This is a genomic window from Nostoc sp. FACHB-892, assembly GCF_014698795.1.
Classification (GTDB): domain Bacteria; phylum Cyanobacteriota; class Cyanobacteriia; order Cyanobacteriales; family Nostocaceae; genus Nostoc.
The window spans coordinates 36,417-62,354 of the sequence record NZ_JACJTR010000010.1; the positions used below are offsets into that span (position 1 = coordinate 36,417).

Annotated in this window: 25 protein-coding genes and 1 pseudogene; 14 read left to right on the top strand and 12 right to left on the bottom strand. The window is 40.2% G+C overall.

The window, feature by feature from the left end; translation table 11 throughout:
- Positions 1-88: 88 nt before the first annotated feature.
- Complete coding sequence (gyrA, locus tag H6G96_RS15435) at positions 89-2,584, bottom strand: DNA gyrase subunit A (RefSeq protein ID WP_190912277.1); 2,496 nt, start codon at positions 2,582-2,584, stop codon at positions 89-91.
- Positions 2,585-2,909: 325 nt separating this feature from the next.
- On the opposite strand from gyrA, the gene H6G96_RS15440 reads away from it, so the two are divergent.
- Positions 2,910-3,314: a response regulator gene (locus tag H6G96_RS15440; protein ID WP_190912278.1), complete on the top strand. Its 405-nt coding sequence runs from the start codon at positions 2,910-2,912 to the stop codon at positions 3,312-3,314.
- 182 nt (positions 3,315-3,496) lie between these two features.
- Here H6G96_RS15440 and H6G96_RS15445 read toward each other — a convergent pair whose 3' ends face one another.
- Complete coding sequence (locus H6G96_RS15445; RefSeq protein WP_190912279.1) at positions 3,497-4,405, bottom strand: tetratricopeptide repeat protein; 909 nt, start codon at positions 4,403-4,405, stop codon at positions 3,497-3,499.
- Between the two features lie 519 nt (positions 4,406-4,924).
- Between H6G96_RS15445 and H6G96_RS15450 the strand changes: the two genes are divergently transcribed.
- From H6G96_RS15450 to H6G96_RS15475, 6 genes and pseudogenes are all read left to right on the top strand, one after another.
- Positions 4,925-6,502: an efflux RND transporter periplasmic adaptor subunit gene (locus H6G96_RS15450; RefSeq protein ID WP_190912280.1), complete on the top strand. Its 1,578-nt coding sequence runs from the start codon at positions 4,925-4,927 to the stop codon at positions 6,500-6,502.
- Between the two features lie 37 nt (positions 6,503-6,539).
- Positions 6,540-7,811 carry an ABC transporter permease gene (locus H6G96_RS15455; protein ID WP_190912418.1) on the top strand — a complete coding sequence of 424 codons (1,272 nt, stop codon included), beginning with the start codon at positions 6,540-6,542 and terminating at the stop codon, positions 7,809-7,811.
- 57 nt (positions 7,812-7,868) lie between these two features.
- Positions 7,869-8,540: an ABC transporter ATP-binding protein gene (locus H6G96_RS15460; RefSeq protein ID WP_277932925.1), complete on the top strand. Its 672-nt coding sequence runs from the start codon at positions 7,869-7,871 to the stop codon at positions 8,538-8,540.
- 116 nt (positions 8,541-8,656) lie between these two features.
- Positions 8,657-10,066, top strand: a complete 1,410-nt coding sequence (locus tag H6G96_RS15465) for a TolC family protein (protein WP_190912281.1) — start codon at positions 8,657-8,659, stop codon at positions 10,064-10,066.
- Between the two features lie 133 nt (positions 10,067-10,199).
- Positions 10,200-10,967: a class I SAM-dependent methyltransferase gene (locus tag H6G96_RS15470; RefSeq protein ID WP_190912282.1), complete on the top strand. Its 768-nt coding sequence runs from the start codon at positions 10,200-10,202 to the stop codon at positions 10,965-10,967.
- 194 nt (positions 10,968-11,161) lie between these two features.
- A pseudogene (locus H6G96_RS15475) lies at positions 11,162-11,245 on the top strand (Uma2 family endonuclease); the annotation flags it as partial.
- Positions 11,246-11,288: 43 nt separating this feature from the next.
- On the opposite strand, the gene H6G96_RS15480 reads toward H6G96_RS15475, so the two are convergent.
- Both H6G96_RS15480 and H6G96_RS15485 read right to left on the bottom strand, forming a co-directional pair.
- Positions 11,289-11,585, bottom strand: a complete 297-nt coding sequence (locus H6G96_RS15480; RefSeq protein WP_190912283.1) for a hypothetical protein — start codon at positions 11,583-11,585, stop codon at positions 11,289-11,291.
- Positions 11,586-11,613: 28 nt separating this feature from the next.
- Positions 11,614-12,081: a VOC family protein gene (locus tag H6G96_RS15485; RefSeq protein WP_190912284.1), complete on the bottom strand. Its 468-nt coding sequence runs from the start codon at positions 12,079-12,081 to the stop codon at positions 11,614-11,616.
- 77 nt (positions 12,082-12,158) lie between these two features.
- On the opposite strand from H6G96_RS15485, the gene H6G96_RS15490 reads away from it, so the two are divergent.
- Positions 12,159-12,662 (top strand): DUF4385 domain-containing protein, encoded by a 504-nt coding sequence (locus H6G96_RS15490; RefSeq protein ID WP_190912285.1) that lies wholly within the window; start codon positions 12,159-12,161, stop codon positions 12,660-12,662.
- A 241-nt stretch (positions 12,663-12,903) separates the two neighbouring features.
- Here the strand turns inward: H6G96_RS15490 and H6G96_RS15495 are convergent, their stop codons facing one another.
- From H6G96_RS15495 to H6G96_RS15510, 4 genes are all read right to left on the bottom strand, one after another.
- The gene (locus tag H6G96_RS15495; protein WP_190912286.1) at positions 12,904-13,047 is read right to left on the bottom strand and encodes a hypothetical protein; all 144 of its coding nucleotides are present in this window, start codon (positions 13,045-13,047) and stop codon (positions 12,904-12,906) included.
- Positions 13,048-13,151: 104 nt separating this feature from the next.
- Positions 13,152-14,171 (bottom strand): aldo/keto reductase, encoded by a 1,020-nt coding sequence (locus tag H6G96_RS15500; protein ID WP_190912287.1) that lies wholly within the window; start codon positions 14,169-14,171, stop codon positions 13,152-13,154.
- Between the two features lie 210 nt (positions 14,172-14,381).
- Positions 14,382-14,717: a cytochrome c6 PetJ gene (gene petJ, locus H6G96_RS15505; RefSeq protein ID WP_190912288.1), complete on the bottom strand. Its 336-nt coding sequence runs from the start codon at positions 14,715-14,717 to the stop codon at positions 14,382-14,384.
- Positions 14,718-14,769: 52 nt separating this feature from the next.
- Positions 14,770-14,994, bottom strand: a complete 225-nt coding sequence (locus H6G96_RS15510; RefSeq protein ID WP_190912289.1) for a hypothetical protein — start codon at positions 14,992-14,994, stop codon at positions 14,770-14,772.
- Between the two features lie 191 nt (positions 14,995-15,185).
- Between H6G96_RS15510 and H6G96_RS15515 the strand changes: the two genes are divergently transcribed.
- Complete coding sequence (locus H6G96_RS15515) at positions 15,186-15,986, top strand: histidine kinase (protein ID WP_190912290.1); 801 nt, start codon at positions 15,186-15,188, stop codon at positions 15,984-15,986.
- Positions 15,987-16,496: 510 nt separating this feature from the next.
- On the opposite strand, the gene H6G96_RS15520 is transcribed toward H6G96_RS15515, so the two are convergent.
- The 4 genes from H6G96_RS15520 to H6G96_RS15535 form a co-directional block, all read right to left on the bottom strand.
- Positions 16,497-16,688, bottom strand: a complete 192-nt coding sequence (locus H6G96_RS15520) for a YqaE/Pmp3 family membrane protein (RefSeq protein WP_094353212.1) — start codon at positions 16,686-16,688, stop codon at positions 16,497-16,499.
- A 146-nt stretch (positions 16,689-16,834) separates the two neighbouring features.
- Entirely contained in the window at positions 16,835-17,233 is a 399-nt protein-coding gene (locus H6G96_RS15525; RefSeq protein ID WP_190729821.1) for a phage holin family protein, read from the bottom strand.
- A gap of 415 nt (positions 17,234-17,648) precedes the next feature.
- On the bottom strand, positions 17,649-17,990 hold the full coding sequence (locus tag H6G96_RS15530) for a 2Fe-2S iron-sulfur cluster-binding protein (RefSeq protein ID WP_190912291.1): 342 nt from the start codon (positions 17,988-17,990) through the stop codon (positions 17,649-17,651).
- Positions 17,991-18,003: 13 nt separating this feature from the next.
- Entirely contained in the window at positions 18,004-20,166 is a 2,163-nt protein-coding gene (locus tag H6G96_RS15535) for a Tex family protein (RefSeq protein WP_190912292.1), read from the bottom strand.
- Positions 20,167-20,641: 475 nt separating this feature from the next.
- Between H6G96_RS15535 and H6G96_RS15540 the strand changes: the two genes are divergently transcribed.
- From H6G96_RS15540 to H6G96_RS15560, 5 genes are all read left to right on the top strand, one after another.
- Positions 20,642-21,004: a hypothetical protein gene (locus H6G96_RS15540; protein WP_347242238.1), complete on the top strand. Its 363-nt coding sequence runs from the start codon at positions 20,642-20,644 to the stop codon at positions 21,002-21,004.
- Positions 21,005-22,587: 1,583 nt separating this feature from the next.
- The gene (locus tag H6G96_RS15545; protein ID WP_190912293.1) at positions 22,588-22,971 is read left to right on the top strand and encodes an EamA family transporter; all 384 of its coding nucleotides are present in this window, start codon (positions 22,588-22,590) and stop codon (positions 22,969-22,971) included.
- A 37-nt stretch (positions 22,972-23,008) separates the two neighbouring features.
- Positions 23,009-23,365, top strand: a complete 357-nt coding sequence (locus tag H6G96_RS15550) for an EamA family transporter (RefSeq protein ID WP_190912294.1) — start codon at positions 23,009-23,011, stop codon at positions 23,363-23,365.
- Positions 23,366-23,454: 89 nt separating this feature from the next.
- Entirely contained in the window at positions 23,455-24,759 is a 1,305-nt protein-coding gene (locus H6G96_RS15555) for an NAD(P)/FAD-dependent oxidoreductase (RefSeq protein WP_190912295.1), read from the top strand.
- A 39-nt stretch (positions 24,760-24,798) separates the two neighbouring features.
- Positions 24,799-25,623: a glycosyltransferase family 2 protein gene (locus H6G96_RS15560; protein ID WP_190912296.1), complete on the top strand. Its 825-nt coding sequence runs from the start codon at positions 24,799-24,801 to the stop codon at positions 25,621-25,623.
- Positions 25,624-25,938 lie beyond the last annotated feature (315 nt).

Genomic DNA, 25,938 nt, shown 5'->3' on the forward strand with positions numbered 1-25,938 from the left:
CAGCCTCCCGCAGGAGTTCGAGACGCAGTTGAATTAGCGCCTCTAAATCCTGTAAGTTGGCTTGTCGCAAGTTAAACATCACCCTAATTTACGATCGCACTTCGGCAACGGTGATAATTTTTTCATCGCGGTTGAGTTGGATGATACTCTCACCTTTAACATCTCTGCCCAATATTGGCACTGTTTCCACAGATATCCGCACTACCCGCTCTTTATTCGTCACTAAAGCTACCTCGCTAGATGCGATCGTCGCTATAACCATACCAGCTAAGTTGTCAGTTTTGCTGGCGAATTTCAGCGCTTGCGTGCCTAAATCGCCGCGATTAGCCGCTCTTAGCTGACTCGCAAGCATTCGTTTCGCATATCCTTCTTGAGTAACTAGCAGTAACTGGTCATCTTTACCGACAGTGGTACAGCCAACCATTTGCTGATTTTTTAATAAGCGAAATGCTTGTAAACCCATCGCTGTGCGGCCCATGATCGGTAGTTGTTCATCATTGACTGCAAAGCGCAACAGTCGCCCACCGGAACTAGCTAAAATCAGATGATCCCCTGGTTTGGTGAACTCGGTAAATGACAATTCATCATCGTCTTTGAGCTTCAAAATCGTGATTCCGCGTCGAGTCAAGTTAGTAAATTCTCCTAGAGAGAGCCGCTTAATTCGTCCCTGTTTTGTTAAGAGAATCATCTGCTTAGTTTCAAGATTTTCCGGCAGCAAAAAGCGGCTAACCACAGCTTCTTGAGCGCCTTGAGCAGTATTACTGAGCATAGTAATCAAAGGTTTCCCTCGTGGAGAACGCCCAGTAGTTAGGGGAATTTCTCCCACATTCACAGGATAGACTTTGCCGCTAGCGCTTAGTATTAGCAAGTCTTTTTGGGTGTCAGTCAACACAGTTTGGATAATGAAGTCATTATCATGCAAACCATTTTCAACTTTTGACTTTTTCCCAGATGGTTGGGTGCGGCGCACATAACCCCGTTGGCTAAACTCTAAAATCGCTTCCTCTGCCGGTTCAGAAGATTTAAATTCTTCTTCCTCTACTCCTCTTGTTCCTTTGTCCTCTTGTATTCTTGTGTCGCTGCCGTTAGGTGCTAACTTAGTACGCCGGGGATCGCTGTACTTGCGCTTGAGCGATCGCAAATCTTTTTTCAGCACCTTTAATAATTCCCGGCGATCGTTGAGTAATCGCTCTAATAAACTAATTTGTTCACTTATCTGCTCAAATTCCTGCTGCAAATTTTGCTGTTCTAAACTAGTGAGGCGGCGCAACGGCATAGCCAAAATTGCATCCCCTTGTACCTCACTCAAGTCTAGTTGGCTACAAAGATTGATTTTTGCCGTACTCCCATCAGGAGCTTGTCGCAAAATTTCAATTACCTGATCCAAATTAGATAGTGCTTTGAGTAAACCTTCCACTAAATGCACACGACTTTGGGCTTTCCCCAACTCGTAATTGTAGCGACGGTTTAGCGTTTCTTCTCGGAAACTCAAAAACTCCTGCAACAGTTGACGCAAACTTAACTGGCGGGGTTGTCCATTGACTATTGCTAGGAGAATTGCCCCAAAAGTCATTTGCAAAGCAGTTTGATGATACAAATGCTGGAGAACTTCTTGGGGATTGGTATCGCGTTTGAGTTCAATTACTACCCGCATCCCTTCGCGATCGCTCTCATCCCGGAGATCAGAAATTCCTTGCAAGCGTCCTTGATTTACTAAGTCCGCTACCTTTTCAATCCAGGCAGCCTTATTTACTTGATATGGCAACTCTGTAATGATAATTGCCGTCCGTCGCTTGCTTCCTCTTGTGGCTGTAATTTCCTCCAGAGTCGCAACTCCCCGCAGCAGAATCCCACCTTTACCTGTGGTATATGCTTCTCGAATTCCAGTCTCACCAATTATTTCTCCACCAGTGGGAAAGTCTGGTCCTGGAATTAGCTCAAATAATTTTTCATCTGGCAAATCTGGGTTGTCGATTAAGGCAATTAACCCATCGACAACTTCCCCCAAGTTGTGGGGTGGAACATTTGTCGCCATTCCCACAGCAATACCAGAACAGCCATTGAGCAACAGAAACGGCAACTGAGCAGGTAACACCGTTGGTTCCTGCTGAGAATTATCGAAGTTCCCGACAAATTCCACAGTTTCTTCGCCAATTTCTGTCAGCATTCCCTCATGACTGATGGGTGCGAGGCGCGTTTCTGTGTAACGCATCGCTGCCGGCGGGTCATTATCAACGCTGCCAAAGTTACCGTGTCCTGCTAGTAAAGGATAGCGGCTAGAAAAATCCTGTACCAATCTCACTAAAGCATCGTAAACTGATTGGTCGCCGTGGGGATGGTATTTACCCAACACATCACCCACTACACGGGCACATTTTCGATAGGGTCTATCTGGTACTAAACCGAGTTCGTGCATGGCATATAGAATGCGGCGATGCACTGGTTTTAAGCCATCACGCACGTCTGGTAGCGCTCGCCCGACAATCACGCTCATGGCATATTCTAGATAAGACCGTTGCATCTCGGTATGCAGGGCTGTTGTAATTACCTGTCCCGTTGAGAGAAGGTTTAACTGTTTTGCCATGAGTTTTTTCCCTGAAATTTAACTATACAAAAGCCGACGGAACTCAATATTGCAGCAACCACAGCATAACGGATGAAATGGGATTCCTAACAAAATATTGATAGTCATAAAAGAAAAAGCAGTAGTATCATCCTTGATGACAGGATGTACATTGACTATTAAAAAGGAAACAGATAGCAGGTAGCTGTTTTAATCGAATGATAATTTACCGCACACTTAATTTGTATCGACTCCATAGCCAGGATACTTGCCATGACTGCATTTTCTCATTTTTAATTTTGAATTGCCTAATCCCCTTACCTCTACCTCTATAACTAAAATTCTCATGAAAACTGTTTTAATTGTCGAAGACGATCTAATTAATGCTCGCGTTTTTTCCAAGATTTTGTCAAAACGTGGCGGCTTGGGAGTGAAACACACTGAAAATGTCGAAGAAGTAATAAAAATTGCCCAATCAGGAGAAGCCGACCTGATTTTGATGGATGTTTCTCTGTCTAGAAGTGTTTACCAAGGTAAGTCTGTTGATGGAATCAAAATTACACAAATGTTAAAATCTGATCCAAAAACAGCAAACTTACCTGTTATTTTGGTGACAGCACATGCTATGGAAGGCGATCGCGAAAACTTTCTCAAACAAAGCGGTGCTGATGGCTACATTTCTAAGCCAGTTGTTGACCATCAGCAGTTTGTTGACCAAATCATCGCACTTCTACCCACAGACGACTGTTGAGAATTGACGACTTATTTCAGGAATACTCGCCCGCAAACGCTTTTGGGCGACTAGCTCCTGTTTTTATTTAGTATAGATGTACTACGAAAAGGTACTGTTAGGCAAGTGGTAATAGGAAAGTTATGAGTTATGAGTTGAAATATTTACTTTTAACTCTTAACTCCTAACTCCTAACTCCTATATTATTGGGTAGGTTGTTGTTCAGGGGCTGATGATGAGTTTTCTCGTTGCTGTAAGGCTGCTTGAATACGAGGTAATTCTAGGAATTTTTTCGTATCAGACAGTAGCCGATCGCCCCAGAGATTTTCTTTGAGGAAATCCAAATTAGCATAGCGCGAATCGATGCGGAGTGCGGCTTCTCCGAAGGTTAGTCCTTGTTGGCGTAAGCGTAGCTCGCCGGAGGCATCGCCTTTAGTATACAGTGCCACTGCCAAAGCCAATAAAGGTTCTGCGGCTTGTTTATCAAGGGTTACAGCAGATTGCCACCGCTTAATCGCTTCGGGAATATTACCCTGTTCGTAGTTGATTAAGCCAATATTGTTGATGGCTGGCCAGAATTTTTTATCTTGAGAGACTGCTGTGTTGTACTGCGTAATTGCATCTGGCAATCGACCCAGCATAAAGTAAGCATTACCCAAATTAAACAACCCTTCTGGATCGTTGGGTTTTAACTTTAAACCATCTTGGTAATTGACAGCAGCTGCTTGGTAATTTTTTTGCTGAAAATTAGCTGAACCTATAGCAAACAAAATATCACCATTTTTAGGGTTGATAGATTGCGCTTTTTTCAAGCTTGCGATCGCCGCGTCAAACTCTTTGGTTTGCAGTTGCAATCCACCTAAGAGCAACCACACCTTATCATTCTTCGGAGCCAGTTGACTAGCCAACCGCGCTCGTGGCAAAGCTAATTCAACCTGTTGAAACTGAGCTAGTTGAGCCGCCTCTTGTGCCAAGCTCAACCCCTGCTTCTCTAACTTTGTTGCATCTAATTGCAGTGTATGGGGTATTAATGCCTGCGCGTTAGCGGCTTTTGGCATACTCCACAAACTACAGGCTATTAGAAAAGAAATCAAACGAACATATTTAGGCACACTACCGCCTTTAAGCCACTAATCAAAGAATCTTTCAGCTAGCTTAAACGATCTCCGCTATTGACGGCAGTAAAATCTTACAAAGAAAGGCAGGAGGCAGGAAGAAAGAAGTATTAACAGAAACCTTAATTCCCCTTGTCCTCTCAGTCACTATTAAAAGATGACTTTGGTCATACATCAGTCTGGAATTACTAGTGACTTTGGTCATACATAGACCGGGACTTTTTGATCAATAATTATAATGTATGAATTTATACGATGAGGTAGATATTATCAAAACAAAAGCAACTGTCTAAGATTGCTGAATCCAGACCTCAGCAGAATAGAACTTTAATGCGAATAAGGAGTTAATTCCGTATTGAAACCAAGCCGTGTATTTCAGACTTGCTAGTGGATTGATACTGCAAATAAACCTTTAAAACACTAAAAACTCCAAATAATTGTCAGTATAAGGCTACCAGGCTATAGTTTTAGCCTTGAAAAATTAGCTTGGTAACATTCTTTTTAAATAAAATAGATATGAAAATTGATACATCCAAGACCGTAGATTCATCAGTTTTGGTTCCAGAGGTAAAGAAAAAAAAGGGCAGACGTAATTGGCTGTCTTGGTTAATTGCTTTTTGCCTCTTGGGTGGAATTGGCTATGCAGTTTACTATCAAGTAGCTGTTGTTTCCCGGCAAGAAGCCAGCCGTCGAGTGCTGACAAGACCTGTACAAAGGCAGAGTTTAACAATCACAGTTTCAGCCAACGGAACAGTCAAGCCTGAGCGATCAATTAACCTCAGCCCTAAAAATTCAGGCATCTTGAAAACACTGCTAGCCAAGGAAGGGGATATTGTCAAACAAGGACAGATTGTCGCTTATATGGATGATTCCAACCTGCGGGGGCAACTCACCTCTGCTCAAGGACAATTGGCACAAGCCGAGGCGAATTTGCAAAAAGCGATCGCAGGTAATCGCCCTCAAGATATTGCTCAAGCACAAGGAGCATTAGACGAAGCCCAAGCGAATTTGCAAAAGGTACAAGCAGGCAATCGCTCTCAAGAGATTGCCCAAGCACAGGCACGCTTGCAAAGCGCTCAAGCCGCCCTTCGCCAAGCAGAAGATGATTTTGTTCGTAATCAACAACTTTACAATGCAGGCGGTATTTCCCTTCAGACTCTTAACCAAATCCGTGCCACTCGTGACAGCGCCCAAGCTAGTGTAAATGAAGCACAGCAAGCACTGGGGTTGCAAAAAGCCGGGTCGCGTCCAGAAGACATCGAGCAAGCACAAGCTGTGGTGAAGCAGAGACAACAAGCTTTGGCACTTGTGAAAGCCGGAACGCGCCAAGAAGATATTGACGCAGCCCGCGCCCAGGTAACATCTGCTCGTGGTTCGCTGCAAAACATCCAAGCCCAAATCAATGACACGGTAATTCGCGCCCCTTTTGATGGTGTGGTGACAAAGAAGTTTGCTGATCCCGGCGCTTTCGTGACACCCACAACTGCTAGTAGTGAAGTAGCTTCCTCTTCTTCTTCTTCAATCTTGTCTTTAGCTTCAACAAATGAAGTTGTCGCAAGTTTAGCGGAAACAAATATTTCCAAAATCCGCCTTGGTCAAAAAGTCTCAATTAAAGCAGATGCCTACCCAGGAAAAACCTTTGAAGGTAAAGTTAGTCAAATTGCTGCCCAAGCAATAGTAGAGCAAAATGTTACCAGTTTTGAAGTGAGAGTATCACTTTCAGATCCTCAAAGGCTACTGCGATCTGGAATGAATGTAGAAGTAGATTTTCAAGTCGGTCAAGTTGAAAATGTTCTAGTAGTGCCAACTGCCTCAGTAGTGCGCCAAGACAATGCTACAGGTGTGTTTGTGGCTGGAGCAAGTAATAAACCTGTGTTTACTCGCATCGAGACTGGCGTTACCGTGAATAACTTCACCGAAGTTAAGTCTGGATTGACAGGAAACGAGCGAGTATTACTGAGTTTCCCACCAGGATCACGTCCGCAATCAACACCACGAGGAGGAGTTTTTCCTGGTCTAGGAGGAGGAGGAAGATCTGGCGGCGGAAGAGGAACTGGTGGTGGCGGAAATCGTTCAGGCGGTGGTTCCCCTTAAGGAAGAAATGAGTTTTAAATGAAACCTTATGTTTAAGATATTTAAGGGCTTTTACAAAGCTAAGAAGACCCGCACAGTACCGTTGCTGGAAATCTTGGCAATGGCGGCAGAGACTCTGTGGAGTAACAAATTACGCACAGGTTTAACTATGTTGGGCGTGATTATTGGAATTTCTTCAGTTATTGCCATTACTTCTGTCGGTCAGGGAGTGCAAAAGGGGGTTGAGCAACAGATACAAGCCTTGGGTACAGATGTGATCCAAATCTTCGCGGGTGCTGCAAGAAGCGGGAATGTCAGACAAGGAGTAGGTTCTAGCAGTACCTTGACTTGGGAAGATGCAAAGGCGATCGCTACACAAGCACCATCAGCACACATGGTTTCTGCTTATCTCCAACGGACTGCCCAGGTTGTATATGCAGGACAGAATACCTCAACAACCATTTATGGCACAGATTTGAACTACCCAGAAGTGAGAAATACCCACCCTCAGCAAGGGAGGTATTTTACTCAGGAAGAATTAGATACTGCCGCACAGATGGCCATTCTTGGCCCTACAGTTCAAAGCACACTCTTCGGACAAGGTGTAAATCCTATCGGCGAGAGAATTCGTATTCAGGGAGAAGCTTACGAAGTGATTGGGGTGATGGAACCTAAAGGTTCTCAGGGACCGATGGATCGAGATGACCAGATTTTCATTCCTCTAACTAGTATGTCCAAAAGGCTAGTTGGTAACAATGCCCTGGTAGGCGTTTCTGTAAATGGAATTTTAGTCAAAGGTGCTAATCAGGAGGAGTTAGAAGCCGCTCAGTTTCAAGTCACCAATCTCTTACGGCTACGTCACAACATTTATCCGCCACAACCTGATGATTTTCGTTTGACCAATCAAGCCGATATTATTAGTACCTTCACTAATGTTGTGGGTTTATTTACAGTTATGGTAGTAGCGATCGCTGGCATTTCGTTAGTGGTTGGCGGAATTGGTATTGCCAACATTATGCTGGTTTCTGTAGTCGAGCGGACGCGAGAAATTGGGATTCGCAAAGCCGTAGGAGCCACCAATTCTGCAATACTTAATCAATTTTTAGCTGAAGCGATCGTGATTTCCATTGCTGGTGGAGGTATTGGGATGGCGACTGGCGTTTTATTAGCCTTTATAGCTGCAAACATTTTCAAATTTCCCTTTGTCATTTCTTTCTTGTCGATCATTGCTGGCTTTGGACTTTCGTTAACCGTTGGCTTAATCGCTGGGGTGATTCCAGCACGGAATGCCGCCAAATTAGATCCAATCACCGCTTTGAGAAGCGACTAAATAATTCGTAATGACGCTCGAAGACTCGCTAACGTAATTTGTAATTCGTAATTTACTATGACAACGATGATTTGGATGGAATCTATTACCAAAACCTATTACTTGGGAGAGGTTAGTGTTCCAATCCTTAAGGGAATTGAACTTTCCATCGAGGAAGGGGAATATGTGTCGATTATGGGTGCGTCAGGTTCGGGTAAATCCACGCTCATGAATATTTTGGGATGTCTGGATCGTCCTACAACTGGAGACTATATTTTTGAAGGCAGAAACCTGACAACTTTTGATGATGATGAATTAGCCTATATCCGCAACCAAAGAATAGGTTTTGTTTTCCAACAATTTAACCTATTGGCACGGGCAACAGCGCTGGAAAACGTTATGTTGCCAATGGTTTACGCTAACTTACCGAAACCAAAACGCCGTGAAAGGGCATTAGAAGCTCTAGAAAAAGTAGGGCTAGAGGCACGCATATCTAACCGTCCTAGTCAACTTTCTGGGGGACAACAACAACGAGTAGCGATCGCTCGTGCTTTGGTCAACCGACCTGCATTAGTCTTGGCAGATGAGCCAACAGGAGCTTTAGATACTGAAACTTCCCATGAGGTGATGAATTTGCTGACAGAACTTAATGACCAGGGTATCACAATTGTGATTGTCACTCATGAGCCAGATATTGCTGCTCAAACCAAAAGGATTATTCGAGTTCAGGATGGTTTGATTGTCGGCTAATTTGTTAATATCAACCTTTAGAGGGAGAATTTAAGACTTAAATCTCTGTAGTCAATCAGGATGAAAACTTTTGATTGTATCCTCAAAGAAACCTAATTAATGACTACATCTAGATTATGAATTTCAGCTTATTCTTCGTACATTTTACCTGGGTTAGCGTAGTGAGCGCTATTCTGTTTCCAATAGCAAGTGCAGCGAATCCCCCAGCACCGCAGAATTCCTCAAGCAGTGTAAAGGTTCCCGATAACCTCAACCCCAATCCCAATCCTCTCCAATTGCCTACCAAACCAGAGGAAGTAAAGGTTCAGGGAACTGTGCCAATCAGTTTGGCACAAGCTTTGGAACTAGCAAAACGCAACAATCAAGACTTACAAGTAGCCATATTAGAGCTAGAACGCAGTCGCTCGGCGCTACGTGAGTCTCAAGCCGCCTTGCTTCCTAATGTTAATATTGACAGTAGTTTGACTAATCGTGGTAATGGTTTTACTAACAGTTCATCTCAAGGTAGTACCTCTTTTAATGGTTCAGCACAACTGAATTATGACCTTTATACTTCCGGGAACCGACAAGCTAATATCCGAGCGGCCGAGGAACAGCTACGGATAGATCAATTAGATGTTGAGAATGCATCTCAGGAAATCGAGCTGAATGTCACGACTGAATATTACGATTTGCAACAAGCAGATGAACAAGCACGAATTAATCGGTCTGCTGTGGAGAATGCTCAGGCTAGTTTGCGAGATACTCAAGCCAGAGAACAGGCTGGAGTGGGTACGCGGTTCGATGTGTTACAAGCTCAGGTGAATTTAGCAAACGCCCAACAACAACTTACTGATTCTCTTTCGGAGCAACAAATTGCCCGTCGTCGGTTAGCAACTCGGTTAAGTTTGGCACAGTCGGTTAATATCACTGCGGCAGATCCGGTACGATTAGCAGGTCTTTGGCAGCCAACGCTAGAAGAAACTATTGTCCGAGCCTTTCAAAATCGTCCAGAACTGCAACAGCAATTAGCACAACGTAACATTGATGAGCAACGGCGGCGACAAGCACTTTCACAGCTAGGGCCGCAAATTAGTTTGGCAGGGAACTACAATCTGCAAGATCAGTTCGATGATGGCATTAGCATTAATGATAGCTATTCATTGGGACTCGACGGAAATTTAACTTTGTTTGATGGAGGAGCGGCAAGAGCAAGGGCGGCTCAGTCGAGAGCTAATATTGCGATCGCAGAGACTCAATTTGGTAGCCAGCGCGACCTAATTCGCTTTGATGTAGAACAGTACTACTCTCAATTGCAATCCAATTTAAATAATGTGCAGACTTCTAGTGTGGCTTTAAATCAAGCCAGCGAAGCTCTGAAGTTAGCAAGGCTGAGGTTTCAAGCTGGTGTGGGTACTCAAACAGAGGTGATTGATGCTGAAAATGACCTGACAAGAGCAGAAGGTAATCGAGTCACAGCTATTTTGGATTACAATCGCGCTCTAGCTAATTTGCAAAGAGCAGCCACTTCTAGGCCTTCGCGCTGACGTCAAATCATTAAATAAATTCAAGCTGCTAGTCGTTTTTGGGTAGAAGCTGGTTGGCATCCGCCGCAATTTCATCCCTATCAAGAATAAGATGAATGGGTAAAACTTAGATTTGATTAAACTACAAAAAAGGATGAGTTATAACTACAAGCTTAAAATCTTACCTTTTATAGTAATTTTCTTGTTAATAGTAGAATGCTTGCTAGTTTACCCAACTTCCATAGTAAGAGCAGATTCTTTATCGACCCCATACGAACAGCGGATTATCCATAGTCCAGATGGTATCGGCAAATATTACATGGGGCGAGAAATTGCCAAAGTTATGGGATACATAGGCGCTGGCTGGCTAGAACGTCCAAGTCGAGAGGGAGAGGAACAGCCAAGTAAAATAGTCAGCCTCCTCAACCTAAAACCTAACGATGTAGTAGCCGATATTGGCGCTGGTACAGGTTACTTAAGCTTTCGCATTGCACCTCTATTAACAGCAGGTAAAGTATTGGCTGTAGATGTTCAGCCAGAAATGTTGGAAATAATTGAGTTATTCAAAAAAGAGAAAAATATCACCAATGTTGAGCCTATTTTGGCAACCCTTAGCGACCCAAACTTACCATCTGAAAGTATCGATTTGGCGTTGATGGTAGATGCTTATCATGAACTTGAGTATCCCCAAGAAGTGATGCAAGGGATTGTGAAAGCGCTTAAACCAAGTGGTCGGGTGGTGCTGGTTGAATATCGGGGCGAAAATCCCTTTATTATGATTAAAGGTCTGCACAAGATGACTCAAAAGCAAGTCCGTAAAGAAATGCAAGCCGTTGGTTTGGTTTGGCGTGAAACTAAAAACTTGTTACCTCAACAGCATTTAATGGTGTTTGAGAAACACGATTCTAGTGATTTTAGTTGATTTTGAACTTACTTCCATCCCTCTCTCTTAAAAGGAGAAAAGCTTTGATACTTACTCCCATTACCTTGTAGGGAAGGGGCTGGGGGTTAGGTCTGTATTAAACTCAACCAGAAGCGCTATATAGTAATTTAGTAAATCTGTAGGAAATGCACCAAGCGATAATAAAGTAAGACTCTTTGCCAGAGCAGAAAATCATGGTCAACATATCACTCAAGCAACGAATTCCTCCCTTAGAGAATGGCGATCGCCTCACTCGCTACGAATTTGAGCGCCGCTATTAAGCAATGCCACGAATTATTTGGTTACAGCAATTTTCTGGTATCACTCTATTTTTTTGGGGATGAGACTGGCGCTTTTGGTTGCACTATCCCAAACAATCCAGCTAATAGAATTATCTAAATCATCGGGGCTATTTGAAACTTTGAAATATAGCTTTTCTTCGCCTTTAGTTTCAACGGCAAAGTCGGCATTTTGAGCATAAACTACGATAAAACCTTTGTCTCGCAAACAATACATCGCCCAGGCTTTCAATGATTGCTTGTATGGTTCGTGTGGAATTGGCGGTTTTTTGATTGTGTCTTCAATTAGTTTAAATATTTGCGTGATTTTCGCGGTCATAGTAGATACTTTTTTTATTACCTTTAAGTTAACTAGCTTCTGGATCGCAACGAATTTCAATCATAAAGCCATCTGGATCGTAAAAATACACTCCTCTACCAGTAGGACGATTGACTGGGCCATGTGCGATCGCTATTTTATTTTCTCTGATCACTGTCACCGCTTGCTCAAATAACTGCGGATCGATATCAAAAGCCAGATGGTATGCTCTGGTGAATGTTTTCTCTGGATTGGGATCTGGTGGTGATAATTCTGGTTCCCCAAATAAATCGAGTATCGTTCCATCCGGGGTGATGAAGTTGGCTACTTTCCCAGATGCGACAAGTTCCGTTAGGGTTGCGGGTACTTCGTCGCCTGTGAGTTCGTGCAAACCCAGGATTGTGCCATAAAAATAGCGGGAAGCTTGCACATCCTGGACGTTGAGGGCTATGTGATGCACTTTACGCAGATTTCCTGGCGCAAGGACACTGTTCGCGGATTGGGTGCTAGATAGCATAATAAAACAAAATTTCCCTACAGAGATAGAAGCTCGGCTTTTTTCTTAAAGTTTATTATGAATAATAAACACTTAGCATGGCTTTTGATTATTCTTTAGACTTTAAAAATCTTGATTTTCGCCAACATCCTGAACTCTATCGTGTTGGCAAGGGTGAGCAAGGTGTCCTTTTGGTAGAACCATACAAATCAGAAATTCTTCCCTACTGGCGGTTCAAAACTCCTGAGATTGCTAGAGAGTCGAGTGAAAAAATCTATGAGATGTTTCTTGATTATTTAGATAAAGATGATTTTGTCGGCGCAGATATGGCACGAAAGTTTATCCAAATGGGTTATACTCGCTCTCGCCGTTATGCTAATCATAAAAGCGGCAGGAAGTATAAACAAAATTCCGAAACTTCAGGTGATAAAAAAGAGATTCTTCCATACGAAGTAGACTCAATGAAAGCGGAATCAGCAGCTATATTTAAAGCTAAGTGGGTAGAAGCAAAGACAAATGATAAATATCAAGAGCTTTTAGCCAAGCATAAACAGATGTATGAGAGCATCTCACCTTTGCAAGTAAATATAGCTGGCGATTAGAAATCGCGGCTACACAAACGTTCGCGTAGCGTCTCGCAGAGAAGTCCGCCTGCGCGGACTCAGGAATTTGAAACCTACACAGGTGGGTTTTGTCTGTATAGCTGCAAATGACTTTTGCCAGGGCGAGTCTTTGATACTCGTGAACGAGTCTAGAGGACTGATTGCAGAAACTTTTTACATTGTCGCCGATTAATTTAAGAGTAACGCGATCGCATTTTCCTACTCAGCAATCCAACAATAATCATAGTTGAGCGATCGCATCTCCCTTATCTTCATCGAATTTCCTCTCTGGGAAGCCGACAAAAATCATACTGTGTAACAATAGCTGTAGCTTAGAAGCATGGCTGACAGCACTAATACACCACGGCGTAAATAGAGCAACCACTTAAAATCTCTAAATTTATTCCATAACACTTTTGACTTTTGACTTTTGCCCTAAGGTACTAGTTTCCACAGTAACCTTCACCGTATTATCCCGAATTACTGAAATTATCGCCGATATTCGTCGCCGCAATCGCCGATTAGCTGATACAAATCTCGTGACTGGCGAGATACTGCACTGATGCGATCGCGATCGTCTGCATCTAAACTAAAACTAAATACTTTGGCATTATCTTCTATATGTTCAGATACGCTAAGTCTGGCACCAACTATCACACCTCCCACAGTTGGCTGATCTAAAATGTAACGCACTGCTACGTTAGAAATGCTGACCCCATGCTTATTAGCAATTTCCTTTAAAATAGCCAGCAACTCTTGAAATAATTGCCAACCACCCCAAGCATCGATCATATTTTTATATTTTTTCAAACTAGCAGTGGACAAATCAAATCCTCGTGGTTCAGGTTTGCCCAAATAGTTTTCTGATAACAAACCGCCGCACAATGTACCGTAAGTAAAAAGCTTTATATCATGCTGTTGACAAAACTCCATCATATTAACTTCGGGGCGGCGGTCAACCAGGGAAAATTGCACTTGGTTAGAAACAATTTTGATGCCTGCTTCGGTAATAATCTTCAGGTTTTCTGTGTCAAAATTAGTTAAACCTAGATGCTTAATTTTTCCCTCGGTCTGAAGCTCTGCCATATATTTGAGGGCATCCAGGTAATTTTTATCTTGATATTCCCACCAATGGAATTGCATCAAATCTAACGATTCCACATTCATCCTTCTCAGGGAAATATCAATATTTTCCTCAACCAGCTTTTTCGTCATTTTCCCTGGACGAGGAACCCATTTTGTAAAAGCTTGTACCTGAGATAAAGCATCTTTCCCACGAGTATCAATTAGTTGGCAGCGAAACTCACCAATAAAGTCTTCAGCCGGGCCATAGTGGTCTGCTAAATCCCAAGTGGTAAAGCCTGCATCTAAATATTTGAACATAGTCTCGATGGCAGCTTGGGGATTTATCCGTCCGTGTGCGCCAGAGACTTGCCACATCCCATTTAATATGCGGCAGATGTTCAAATCGGGAGTAAATTGGAGACGGCTAGCTGTGGGTAAGTTCATTTTCAAATTTAGGAGGAGTGATAAGTGAGGAGTTAGGAGTTAGTAGTTATGAGTGAGAGGAATGAAGAATTAGTTAGTCCGTAAGTAAGCATCTTATTACAAGATTATTAGCCTTTATACTTTCTTAAGAACCATTTATAACAGCGATAATCAATAACTCTTAAATCTTAACTCCTAACTCCTAACTTTGAACTCCTAACTCCTAACTTTTTAACGCCAGTCTTTTCCAGCTTCTTCAAGAACGTAAGCAGCAACATCTTGGATTTGCTGTTCAGTGAGGCGTTCTTTGTAGGCTGACATATTATTTTTACCATTGGTAACTATAAATGTAACTGCCTCTATTGAATCCATACCATACTTTTTCAGCGCTGGCTTTTTAAGATTTTTACCTCGCCTGATTATGTTGCTGCCGTTGATATGACAACCAGCACAATGAATACTAAATATTTGTTCACCGTTAACTGTGTCTGCTGCACTAGCAGGTAAATTAAAACTGCTTATCAATAACAAAAACGTTACTAATACTAATGTGAGTAGTTTTTTCAATTAAATTCTCCGGTTGACATACTTGTTGTAGGTATTAGTGTCAGAACTAATACTACAGGGATTCAAAGTAAGTTGTAAATCCAGCAAAACTTGCACAATCTTCTTGAAAAGCTTCTGCATCATTAACATCTTCAATTTTGTAGGACATGATACGTGTGCCATCTGGCTTTTTTTTGGAACTAATCAATTCACCTTGATATTTCTCTGCGATCGCTTTAAATTCAGTACCATGCTGCTTCCAAGCATCATCTGAACAAGTAATATTTACTTGCCACATATTTTTATCTCAATTACTACCAACAAATATTAATCATCTCACGAATGGGCATAATGCTACACATCACCTCCTTAGGGTTATTATTTTCTATCTAAAGAAAGTGCCGAGCATTATCAGACTACGCCATAATATGGATGTGGGAACATATTTAGAAAATTTTATCCAAATTAGTTAAATCCCAAGAGTTGAAAATGCCTAACAATATCAAACAACAAATTCAAGCAGACCTGCAACAAGCTAAAGAAACTGGACAATTAAGAACTGAACGGATTCGAGAAATTGTGAAATCGGCAGTTTCTCAAGTAGCTTCTGAGTTTAAACAAGGTTCAGGTGAAGTTCGTAGTCTTGTTAAAGATGCTGTTTATGCTGTAATTGAAAACTTCCAAGAAAAAGGTAGCGAACTCAAAGATGAAGTGACAGCTTCTATTGAAGGCGCACTAGAAGGGATTAATAGCAAAAGACACGAAAGCATTGCTCAAACTCAAACAGATATAAAGAGGCTACAGGCTCAACTGGATGGTGAAGAGGAACAACTCCAACAAGAGGTTGATGTAATTTTGGCAGAGATTGAAGAGACCGGTAAGGAAAAACCTGCTAGTACCAAAACTGCAATTGATTCTGCTGTTAATGCTCTTAAAGATAGTGAAGAAGCAGGATTGTTAAAGAAACGTTACGCCCAACTGCAAGCGCAGCTAGCCATTGTTCGAGCTAACTTAGCTGCACGCTATGGCGGACGTAATATGGAGGTTCAAGATTATCTAGACGAGGCTAAACACTGGTATGATAAAGCTCGTCCCCAAGCAGAATCTATGGCTGTACAGGTAGAGGAAAAGCGATCGCAGCTAGAAGATAAACTAGGGGAAGCTGGTACATCTCTAGCAAGAAAAGAGCGCCAAATCAAACAAACGTTAAGGGAGTTACTCTTAACGGCGGCTGACTTGTTCAAAGATAAGGAAACTGCTAATAAAGAGCGGGATACTATTCATAAATAGACTGGACTCTCTTTTGACAAAACACTGATACATATAGCTAGATTGTTGTAGGGGCGCGGATATTACCAGCGCCCCTACAAACGTATTTACATCATTATTAAATAATCAGTTTCTGTAGAGTGTGTTATGCCAAAGGTTAAAGCACTGCTTGATAAGCTGAAAAAATCTAAATTTCATAATCTAATTAAATCAAAATCTTTCTTGGGGACATTCAAAAATTAAATTACTCAATTCTTGCGTCCAATACGACTGTCCGATTTCTGCTCCCCTTGCTTACCAAAGCGATTGATTATTTTTTATTTGGAAGTCGCTTGTGGGATGGGCAGCATTTGACTGGCTTAGACTGAGCTTTGTCGAAGTAGCGCTCACGCCGAATTTTTGCCCGCCCTAATTATATAAATTAAATGTGGAATAGCTTATCAATCATAGTAATACTAAAAACTGAAAGGGTACGTTAGGCTAAAGCCTAACGCACCTTACTTAAGATTTACTAAAATTTATCTTGCGTATTTAGTAAATATTGCCTTCTCTATTGAGTTGTTCATCATGCTTGGCAATGACCCAAATTGCATGAATACTACCGGGTAGCCAACCTAGAACTGTGAGCAAGATGTTAATAAACAGAGTTGGGCCAACTCCAACTGTTAGGAAAACGCCTAAAGGAGGCACTAACAAACCTAGAAGAAAACGAACTAATTTCATGATTTTGCTGTATTTTTGTGATTTTCTTTAATTACATTCTGGTAGAGATACCGAATTAGGAAATCTACCTAATGAATTATCTTAATTCGGAGATTTTATATGGAGTAGAAACAGAATATAACTAATATCTCTACTCCTACTGATACTTATCTAGAGGGTAACTGATCTTGGCTTTTAATATCACCACTACCAGTTAAAAGATTTTTTTCAACAAAGTAGTTGTTAATTAAGGTGTTAGCGAAGGTAAGAATTACTGGACCAAGAAGGAAACCAATAATTCCGCGAACTGCGAACCCAGGAACTAATACTGCTGCTAACCAGAAACACAAACCGTTAACGACGAGCGAAAATGCTCCAAACGATAGAAAGTTAAGTGGTAAAGAAAGAGTAGACAGAATTGGTTTAACTGAACCGTTAATTAGACCAATTACTAAAGCAGCAATCATAGCTGCGGGAAAATTAGCAATATTAACGCCTGGAACAACTAAATCAACAATCAACAGGCTCAAAGCTGTAGCTAGGGCGGTTAATAATGGTGTTAACATTTTTTCTTACCTAATCACTAAAGATTTTTTGTAACTTCTTATCTCATCTTTAACTATGTGCTAGGTTTTAACCTCTCTTGCAAGATAGAATTTCCTTCTACCGTTAGGCCGATCATTGAGAAAACAATAACAGGTTTTGTATGAACACAATATATTGTATGGGCGCATAGTTATGCGCCCATACTCTATTTTACTAATTGCAAAACTTACAAGTGCCGTGAACCCTTCTTTTTAAAGGTGCATTAAACAAATTTAACGCACCACTACGAATTAAAATTAATATCATGTTCGCCAAATTACCTATAAAAAAAGAACCCCACCCCAATTCCTCTCGAAAAGTGGGGCAGGGAGACAAAGCACAGCTTTGACAGGGTGAGGTTCTTCGGGTTTAATAAGCAATCAAGCAAATATGAGATCACTCAGATTTCCCAGACTCAGGCTGATAGTAAAGAGCCGATTTATACAAGATTTGTTCTTGATGAGTTTCTAAAGTGCAATTAGACAAGGGGTAAGTTACACAAGTAACAATATAACCAGCCTGTACTTCATTTGGGCGTAAAAATTTTTGCTCACTTTGGTCAACTTCACCGCTAATGAGTTTGGCGACACAAGCAGAACATTCGCCTTGTTTGCACCCAGATGGTAGACGGATACGAGCATCTTCCGCTATATCCAGAATATATTGATCATCTGGTACTGGAATGGTACGATCTAATCCCAGTGTAGGATTGATGAATCGAACTTGATAAACTGCCATTTCCTGTTTCTAATTATTGTTTAACTGCTTTCATCGACAAACTAATCCGCTTGAGTTGCTCGTTGATTTCTAGCACCTGCACTTTGACTACTTGTCCGACTTTAACCACTTTTTTAGGATCGTCTACAAATCTATCAGCCAGTTGGGATATATGTACCAAGCCATCTTGATGTACGCCGATATCCACAAACGCGCCGAAGTTTGCGACATTTGTGATCATTCCCTCTAGTTCCATTCCCACCTTCAAGTCCCTGATTTCCTTAATTCCTTCTTTGAAGGTGGCATACTTAAATTCTGCACGGGGATCTCTACCTGGTTTTTCTAATTCGCTAAGGATGTCGCGCAGTGTGGGTTCGCCGACACTATCGGTAACATATTTCTTCAGGTTGGTCTTTTTAAGTTTTTCGGCAATTTCTGTCACCTGATTTAATGGCACATTCAGATCGGATGCGATCGCTTCTACTAAAGAATAACTTTCTGGATGCACTGCTGTATTATCCAATGGGTTATCACCGCCGCGAATCCGCAGAAAACCCGCCGCTTGTTCAAAAGCCTTTGGCCCCAGCTTCGGAACCTTCAAGAGTTGTCGGCGGTTTTTAAAGGCTCCATTCTGGTTACGATAGGCGACAATATTATTGGCAACTGTTGCCGTAATCCCAGAGACGGAAGTCAGAAGTTCTTTTGAGGCCATATTCAAGTCTACGCCGACGTAGTTAACGCAGCTTTCTACAGTCTCATCCAATTTCTTTTTTAATAACTTTTGATCGACATCGTGCTGATATTGTCCCACACCAATAGATTTAGGATCGATTTTCACCAGTTCTGCTAAGGGGTCTTGCAAACGGCGGCCGATGCTAATTGCACCGCGCACGGTAATATCTAAATCGGGAAACTCTTCTAGCGCTACAGTACTGGCAGAATATATAGATGCACCAGATTCATTTACCATCACCTTAACTGGTTTGCGTTCTATGGTTTGTAATACTTGCGTGACAAACTCCTCTGTCTCGCGGGACGCTGTACCGTTACCAATGGCGATTAACTCAATCTTGTACTTTTCAATCAGATTTTTGACAGTTTGTGCAGCTTTAGCGCGTTGTTCAGCCGCTTGGTGAGGAAAAACCGCTTGGTATTCCAAAAATTTTCCCGTTTGGTCGAGGACAGCAACTTTACACCCAGTTCTAAATCCAGGGTCTATCGCCAGCGTTGGTTTCATTCCTGCTGGTGCAGACAGCAGCAACTCTCGCAGATTAGTTTCAAATGTTTTGATTGATTCCATGTCTGCATAGACTTTAATCTCAGAAATTACCTCTCCCATTAGAGAGACTTTCATCAAACGATTGAATGCATCCTTCAACATCGCTTGATAAAAATCCCGAATTGTCCGAACTTTGGTTTTAATTTCTTTCGACTCAAGATAGTAAAGTATCGTATCTTCATCAAAAGCAATTTCAAAGCTTAATACTTTCTCCGTTTCACCCCGACACAACGCCAACATATTGTGAGGTGCAATATTTTTTACCTTAATTTGATAGTTACGGTACATCTCAAACTTGGTTGTACCTTCGGGATAATCATCTTTGATGCGGGAGACAAATACCCCTTCTTCGAGAAGATAATCACGAATATATGCGCGTAACTCCGCTTTTTCAGCCACTTCTTCCGCTAAAATATCAGCAGCGCCTTTGAGTGCTTCTTCTGCTGTTTTTACTCCCTTAGCTTCAGAAATATACTTAGCCGCTTCTGCTTCTAAAGAAATTGTTGTAGTAGTATTTTTTACATTTAATGATTTGATTAATTCCGCCAGTGGTTCGAGTCCTTTTTCTCTGGCGATAGTGGCGCGGGTGCGTCGTTTTGGGCGATAGGGTAGATATAAATCCTCAAGTTCGGTTTTTTGTAAGCAGGATGAGATTTTGGCTTTAAGTTCATCTGTGAGTTTACCTTGTTCTGCGATCGCATTTAAAATTACAGATTTTCGTTCTTCCAGTTCTGTTAAATAAGTATATCGATCAGCCAGTTCACGTAGCTGCACTTCATTCATCTCATCAGTGCGCTCTTTACGGTAACGTGCAATAAAGGGAATCGTTGCACCCTCCGCCAAAAGTTCCAGCGCATTTTGCACCTGATGGGGTTTGAGATTTATTTCAGTTGCCAGTAGTTGAGGAATGTTCAGCATTGAGTGTCTAAAATGAAAAAATGAAAATGCTACTTTTAAAGGTAATATGCTAGATGCTTATCCTGGCGCAAGGCCAAAGTTTTAAGCTAATTTACCAGATGATTGCTCACAAGAGCGCAATTGGTAAAATAGACAAAATCCACTCAATCCGCGTGAGTAAACAAGAGTTTATATAGCATAGCGCAGCTATACTGAGTTAGGACGGCAGAACGAGCATCACTAAAAAGTGCGTATCCTACTCTTAAAGCTTGCTACGTGCAACATCAATCACAGAAAAAGAAATTATTTGCCAAGCTTTTGAGTGCTTTTTCTCTCGTAATCATTACAGCGTTTCTACATCAGATGAGGTACATCCTCAAAGTTGAAATGCTTCATATTTCGGGTATAGCCATACCTAACTAGTATAAAAGCGCAATATCAATAGGTATAAATTACAGCGTTTCGTAATCTTGACTTTCTATAATATTTATTTCGCTTGACTGTTGTCGCTAAAACCTTATTGGATGTAAAATTAACCACACTTCCAAAAACAATTTCAATTTGTTTTATAAACATAACAACTTTTAGTTCAGAAATTTGTACGATGCCTTTGTTTTTTTTGATACCACTGTGTACTGCTTTAGCCATTGGCTACTTCTTTAAAAAGAGTAGTGATGAAATTGCATATATTGCAAGTGTATTTGCAGTTATTAGCTTTATTTTCAGTTTAGTATTAGCACCTTGGCAGATTCAGTTTGGATTGCTAATCGTTGTCTTAATGATTACCAATAGACTTTTGCAGGAAAATGAGTCCAAAGAAACTGAAGCTAATAGAAAAAAAACTAGAGAAATTAAATAATTTCAACTACCACGAACTAGTTTTTCTCAATTTTAAACTGCTGAAAATGATATAGGAATCTATTTTGATTTCTAAAGTTATTTGCTTAGGCAGGGAGTAGGGAGTGGGGGGTAGGGAATAGGAAATCAACCTTTTCTAGTTGTATGGGGTTTTTTGGAAAATCAAATATGAGTTTTATATAAAATAGCTAATCTATAGGAACCCTAAATCATTCATGAGATTTGTGAACTATATTTTTCTTCTCTTCTCCTTGGTGTACTTGGCGTACTTGGCGGTTCGTCATCATTTAAATTTCTCACAACTCAGATAGGATTGCTATAACAGAGAATTCCAAAATAGAACCTTCTGGTTTACTTAGACCTAGCCTAATTTTAAACTAGGTTTTGTTTGACATATCTGAATTTAAAGATTTTCGTAGGTAAATAGAAAACAATTCAGACTCTCGATTAACATTTAGAAATTCCTGTAATTGGTGCTTCTTTATACTAATACATAAACTGTTTACGCTGTTGTTAAAGTTTCAAATTTACTCTCTCAACTCTTAGCTTTGCACCTTTAGAGTTTGATCCTAAATTGCTACATCTGCAAGGTTATTAGCTATAAAGTAGTAGATAAACATACAAATTCTTAAAAATAAAGATTCATCGAGAGTAAAATGTAGATTTTATAAAGTTTTTGTTTAAGTATATTTCCTTAAAATGAATTTTTGATGAAGTATAGCGATAAATTTGCAACACTGTTTTCTCGTGGTATTCTAGTAAGTGATTATATGTAAAAATAAATTATGAGATAAAGCTCTAGTTAATATTACATATAGTTAAGAAAAATCAAACCAAAGTGACGCTAAAGATAATGTAAAAAAAAACTCAAACCCCCTTCACTCAATGTAAGCAGCAAGTTGATTGATCGCCAAAAGCTAGTTTACATTAGCCCTTAATCCCGTCAAAAATTCCATTTTGACATTCAGTAAAATCACCCAAAAATCTGTAAAGTACATTACTGTAGAGTTATCTATTGATAGTTGCTCTTCTCAGGCAGACTTCTGTTAATTATTGTGTTGCGGTGTTTAAAAATAACACCTAGTACACACTCGGTTAGAGTACAAATTTTTATTATTTGTCCACAAATTTGTGGCAAACTACTCAATCTTCCTGATGTCTGCATCTACTTAGATATTGCGATCGCCTACAGCGAGCTGATACGCAATCACACTAAAACTAGTCTCGAAGCATAACTAGCTGATACGTAATATATCTGTAATTTGCAATTGAGCAAAGCCTAAATTGATTGTGCCAATTGCCAAGTCGGGAACAAATTTAGCATAATCTACTGCGATAATATCGGACGTTGGCATAATACAACAACCGTCTACAAGCTATATAGTATTTAGTTGCTAACTCTTGGATATAAGCTTCGATGATTATTTTGATGTCAGCCACTTCAACATAGCCTTACTAATTTGTTTGTTTACTGAAGTGAAAGTTGAATTGCACAGAAGGTGTGACCGAAATCCGAAACGTTCAAAACAATGGGCTGTTTACTGTCCGGTTCATACCTACTATATCGATTGAGGCAAATGTACTATGAAATCTATCTCGCAAGCTTCAAACTTTAAAATAATTCCTTATATTATCTTATTTGTCAGTATTTTATTTAGTATTTCTGGGCAGTTGCTAATGAAGCATACCATGAGTCACACAGATGAGGGGCTATTTACTTGGGAATTTCTTCAAAAATTAGCATTAGCTATTACTGTTTATTGCTTAGGAATAGTAAATTGGATATTAGCTTTGCGCTCTGTAAAATTGAGTATTGCTTATCCACTGACTAGCTTAAATTATGTCGGGATACTTTTCGGCTCATACTACTTTTTTAATGAAGTAATTACATTAACTCGAATAGCAGGAGTAATTACTATTTTTTTGGGTGTTCTTTTAGTGGTTATTCCACTGAAAAAAGCTACATAAATTTATTTATAGTAAATTGCATAACAAGGATTGACAAATGAACATCATTACTTGGTCAGTTTTAATGCTTGTAGTTTTATTCGGAACCACAGCTAACGTATCACTAAAATATGGACTTCACATTTCTAGTCCTACTAAAGGAGAAAACGCATCTATTCAAAATCTATTATTGTCTCGTTATTTTTGGATTTGGTTTATCTGCTATACATTTATGACTATTTTGTGGCTTTATGTATTGCGGATAATTCCTCTAAGCCAAGCATTTCCAGTTTTAGGATTAATGTATGCATTTATACCAATTGCTTCTCACTATCTTCTAAAAGAGCAGGTTGTATTTAGCCAATGGTTAGGAATTTCTATTATCATAACTGGTGTAATTCTTGTCGTAAATTAATGGCTCAAAAAGCAGAAAACAAGGCTATTAATATTAATTTTTTTGAAAACAAATCTCACAAATATCTTTACACAAATTAAATTTAATTTATGAACATAGGCATCATTGGTGGCGGTATAACTGGACTAGTATTAGCCCAACGTCTTTCAAATCAAGGACATAAAGTAACTGTATTCGATAGTAATAAGCAGCTTGGTGGACTTACCACTTATCATGATTATGGCTTATTTACCTGGGATCGTTTTTATCACGTTATCCTCCCTTCTGATACTCATTTAATAAATTTTATTAGAGATATTGGTCTTGGGGATAAACTGCGTTGGCATCGTAGTTTAACAGGCTTCTACGACAATCAAAAATTTTATTCTATCAGTAATTCTATAGAATTTCTCCGTTTCCCTCTGTTTGGACTTATAGGTAAAATCAGATTAGCTTTTACTCTCTTATATGGTTCACGCCTGAATAACTGGCGGCGTTTAGAAAAGATATTAGTTGAAGATTGGCTATTGAAACTCGGTGGTAAAAGTACATACGAAAAGCTTTGGAAACCCTTGCTTTTATCCAAGTTGGGAGAGAACTATAAGCGAATATCAGCAGTTTTTATCTGGGCTTATATCAAACGACTATTTTCAGCGCGGGATTCTTCATTAAATAAAGAACAACTAGGTTATGTCTCAGGCGGTTACAAAACTGTTTTTGACCATATAGAAAAATTAATTTATGCGGCTGGAGGCCATATCCATACAGGTGTTGCGGTGGAATATATCGCACCTCATCCAGAAGGTGGAATGTGGGTAGAATATCAAGGCAAAAAGGAGCATTTTGATAAAGTCATCTTTACTGGCCCAGTTAATATTTTGCAACAGGTTGCTGCTAAAGAACTGGTGAAAGTTTCAGACACAGGTGAAACAGTAGAATACCTGGGCGTAATCTGCATGGTACTTATTACTCGTAAGGCTTTAGTTCCTTATTACGTAGTAAATATTGCCGACAGAAATGTTCCCTTTACTGGAGTCATCGGTATGAGTAACTTAGTTTCTTTGCAAGAAACAGAAGGATATCACATGACATTCCTACCAAAATATATACTTTCCACTGACCCGTTATTAAAACAGCCCGATGAGGAATTGCGCCAAGTATTCTTCCAAGGTATACGTTTGATGTTCCCAGAACTCAAAGCAGATGATATTGTCGCAGCTCACATTAATCGAGCTATTAAAGTACAGCCACTACAAGTTTTAAATTATTCAAGTCTTGTTCCAAAAGTGAGTACTGAAAACGATGATTTTTTCGTCGTCAATACCTCACAGTTGGTCAATGATAGCGTTAATAACAACGCAGTCGTCCGACAGGTAGATGAATTTCTCAAGAAATCAACATTACTGAATTCTTGAAAATTGAAAATGAGATTTTGAAAATCACACGAGGTACTTATGAGTCTTTTTGTTCTTTTACCCGCATACAACGAGCAAGAATCAATTCGCCCCTTGTTTAAAAAGTTCCAGGTATTGCAGCAAATCTCTAATATGGAGATAAAACTGATTCTTGTAGATGATGGTAGCAAGGATACAACTGCTCAGACTGCAATAGATGAAGCTCAATCACTGGGGATATCACTAAAATTAGTTCAACATACCAAAAATGGTGGTTTAGGTCAAGCAATTAAAACAGGTTTCACGACTTTTTTAGAAATTTCTAAAGAAGGCGATTTTTTAGCCGCGATGGATTGCGATAACACTCAACCACCAGAACTGTTGATCAAGATGTATGACACCATGATAGCTGGTAGCTATGATATTGCGATCGCATCGAGATATCGAAAAGGCTCTAAAGTCATAGGCTTATCAAAATTTAGAGAGATAATGAGTTACGGCGCAAGCTGGCTTTTTAGAATTGCAGCTCGTGTTCCAGGTGTAAGAGATTACACTTGTGGTTACAGACTATATAACCGTAATTTAGTTAGTAAACTGGATATGTATTATGGGGACAGTTTATTCACTGAAACTGGTTTTGCTTGTATGATAGATTTACTATTGAAGACCAAAGTATTCAAACCAAAAATTGTAGAAATTCCAATGGTTTTGAGATACGATGAGAAGCCGACTGCCAGTAAGATGAAAATTCTTAAAACTATTACTCGAACCCTAAACGTCTTGTTTAAGAATTTATCATCGACAGGGCAAAGTTCTAATTTAGGTGATGCTTTCAATCAGCAAGAAACAGCAAGAATTCCACTGAAAATGACAAACAGAAAATAAACCTGAGAAGGATAGTCTGGATTAAATTAAGCTAATCAGCAAACAATATTGCATATTTAGTAGGAGTAAGTAATCAAGAAGTTTCTGTATTGTGACCAGAGTGAGAGCATCTCCTAGCTCGTGACTACCTTCGTTGAAAAGAGTGTTAGTTAAGTACATAATATAGGTGCATTTCATTTTAACCGACACCCTCAATCAAAAATGCGAACTTTCAAAATCTCAGCCCGCAAAGGCGGGCTTTGTTTATATATAAAACTTACGCAGTACTCTCTGAAACTCTTATTTCTCCATGTCCTCTGCGGTAGTCTGCGGCAA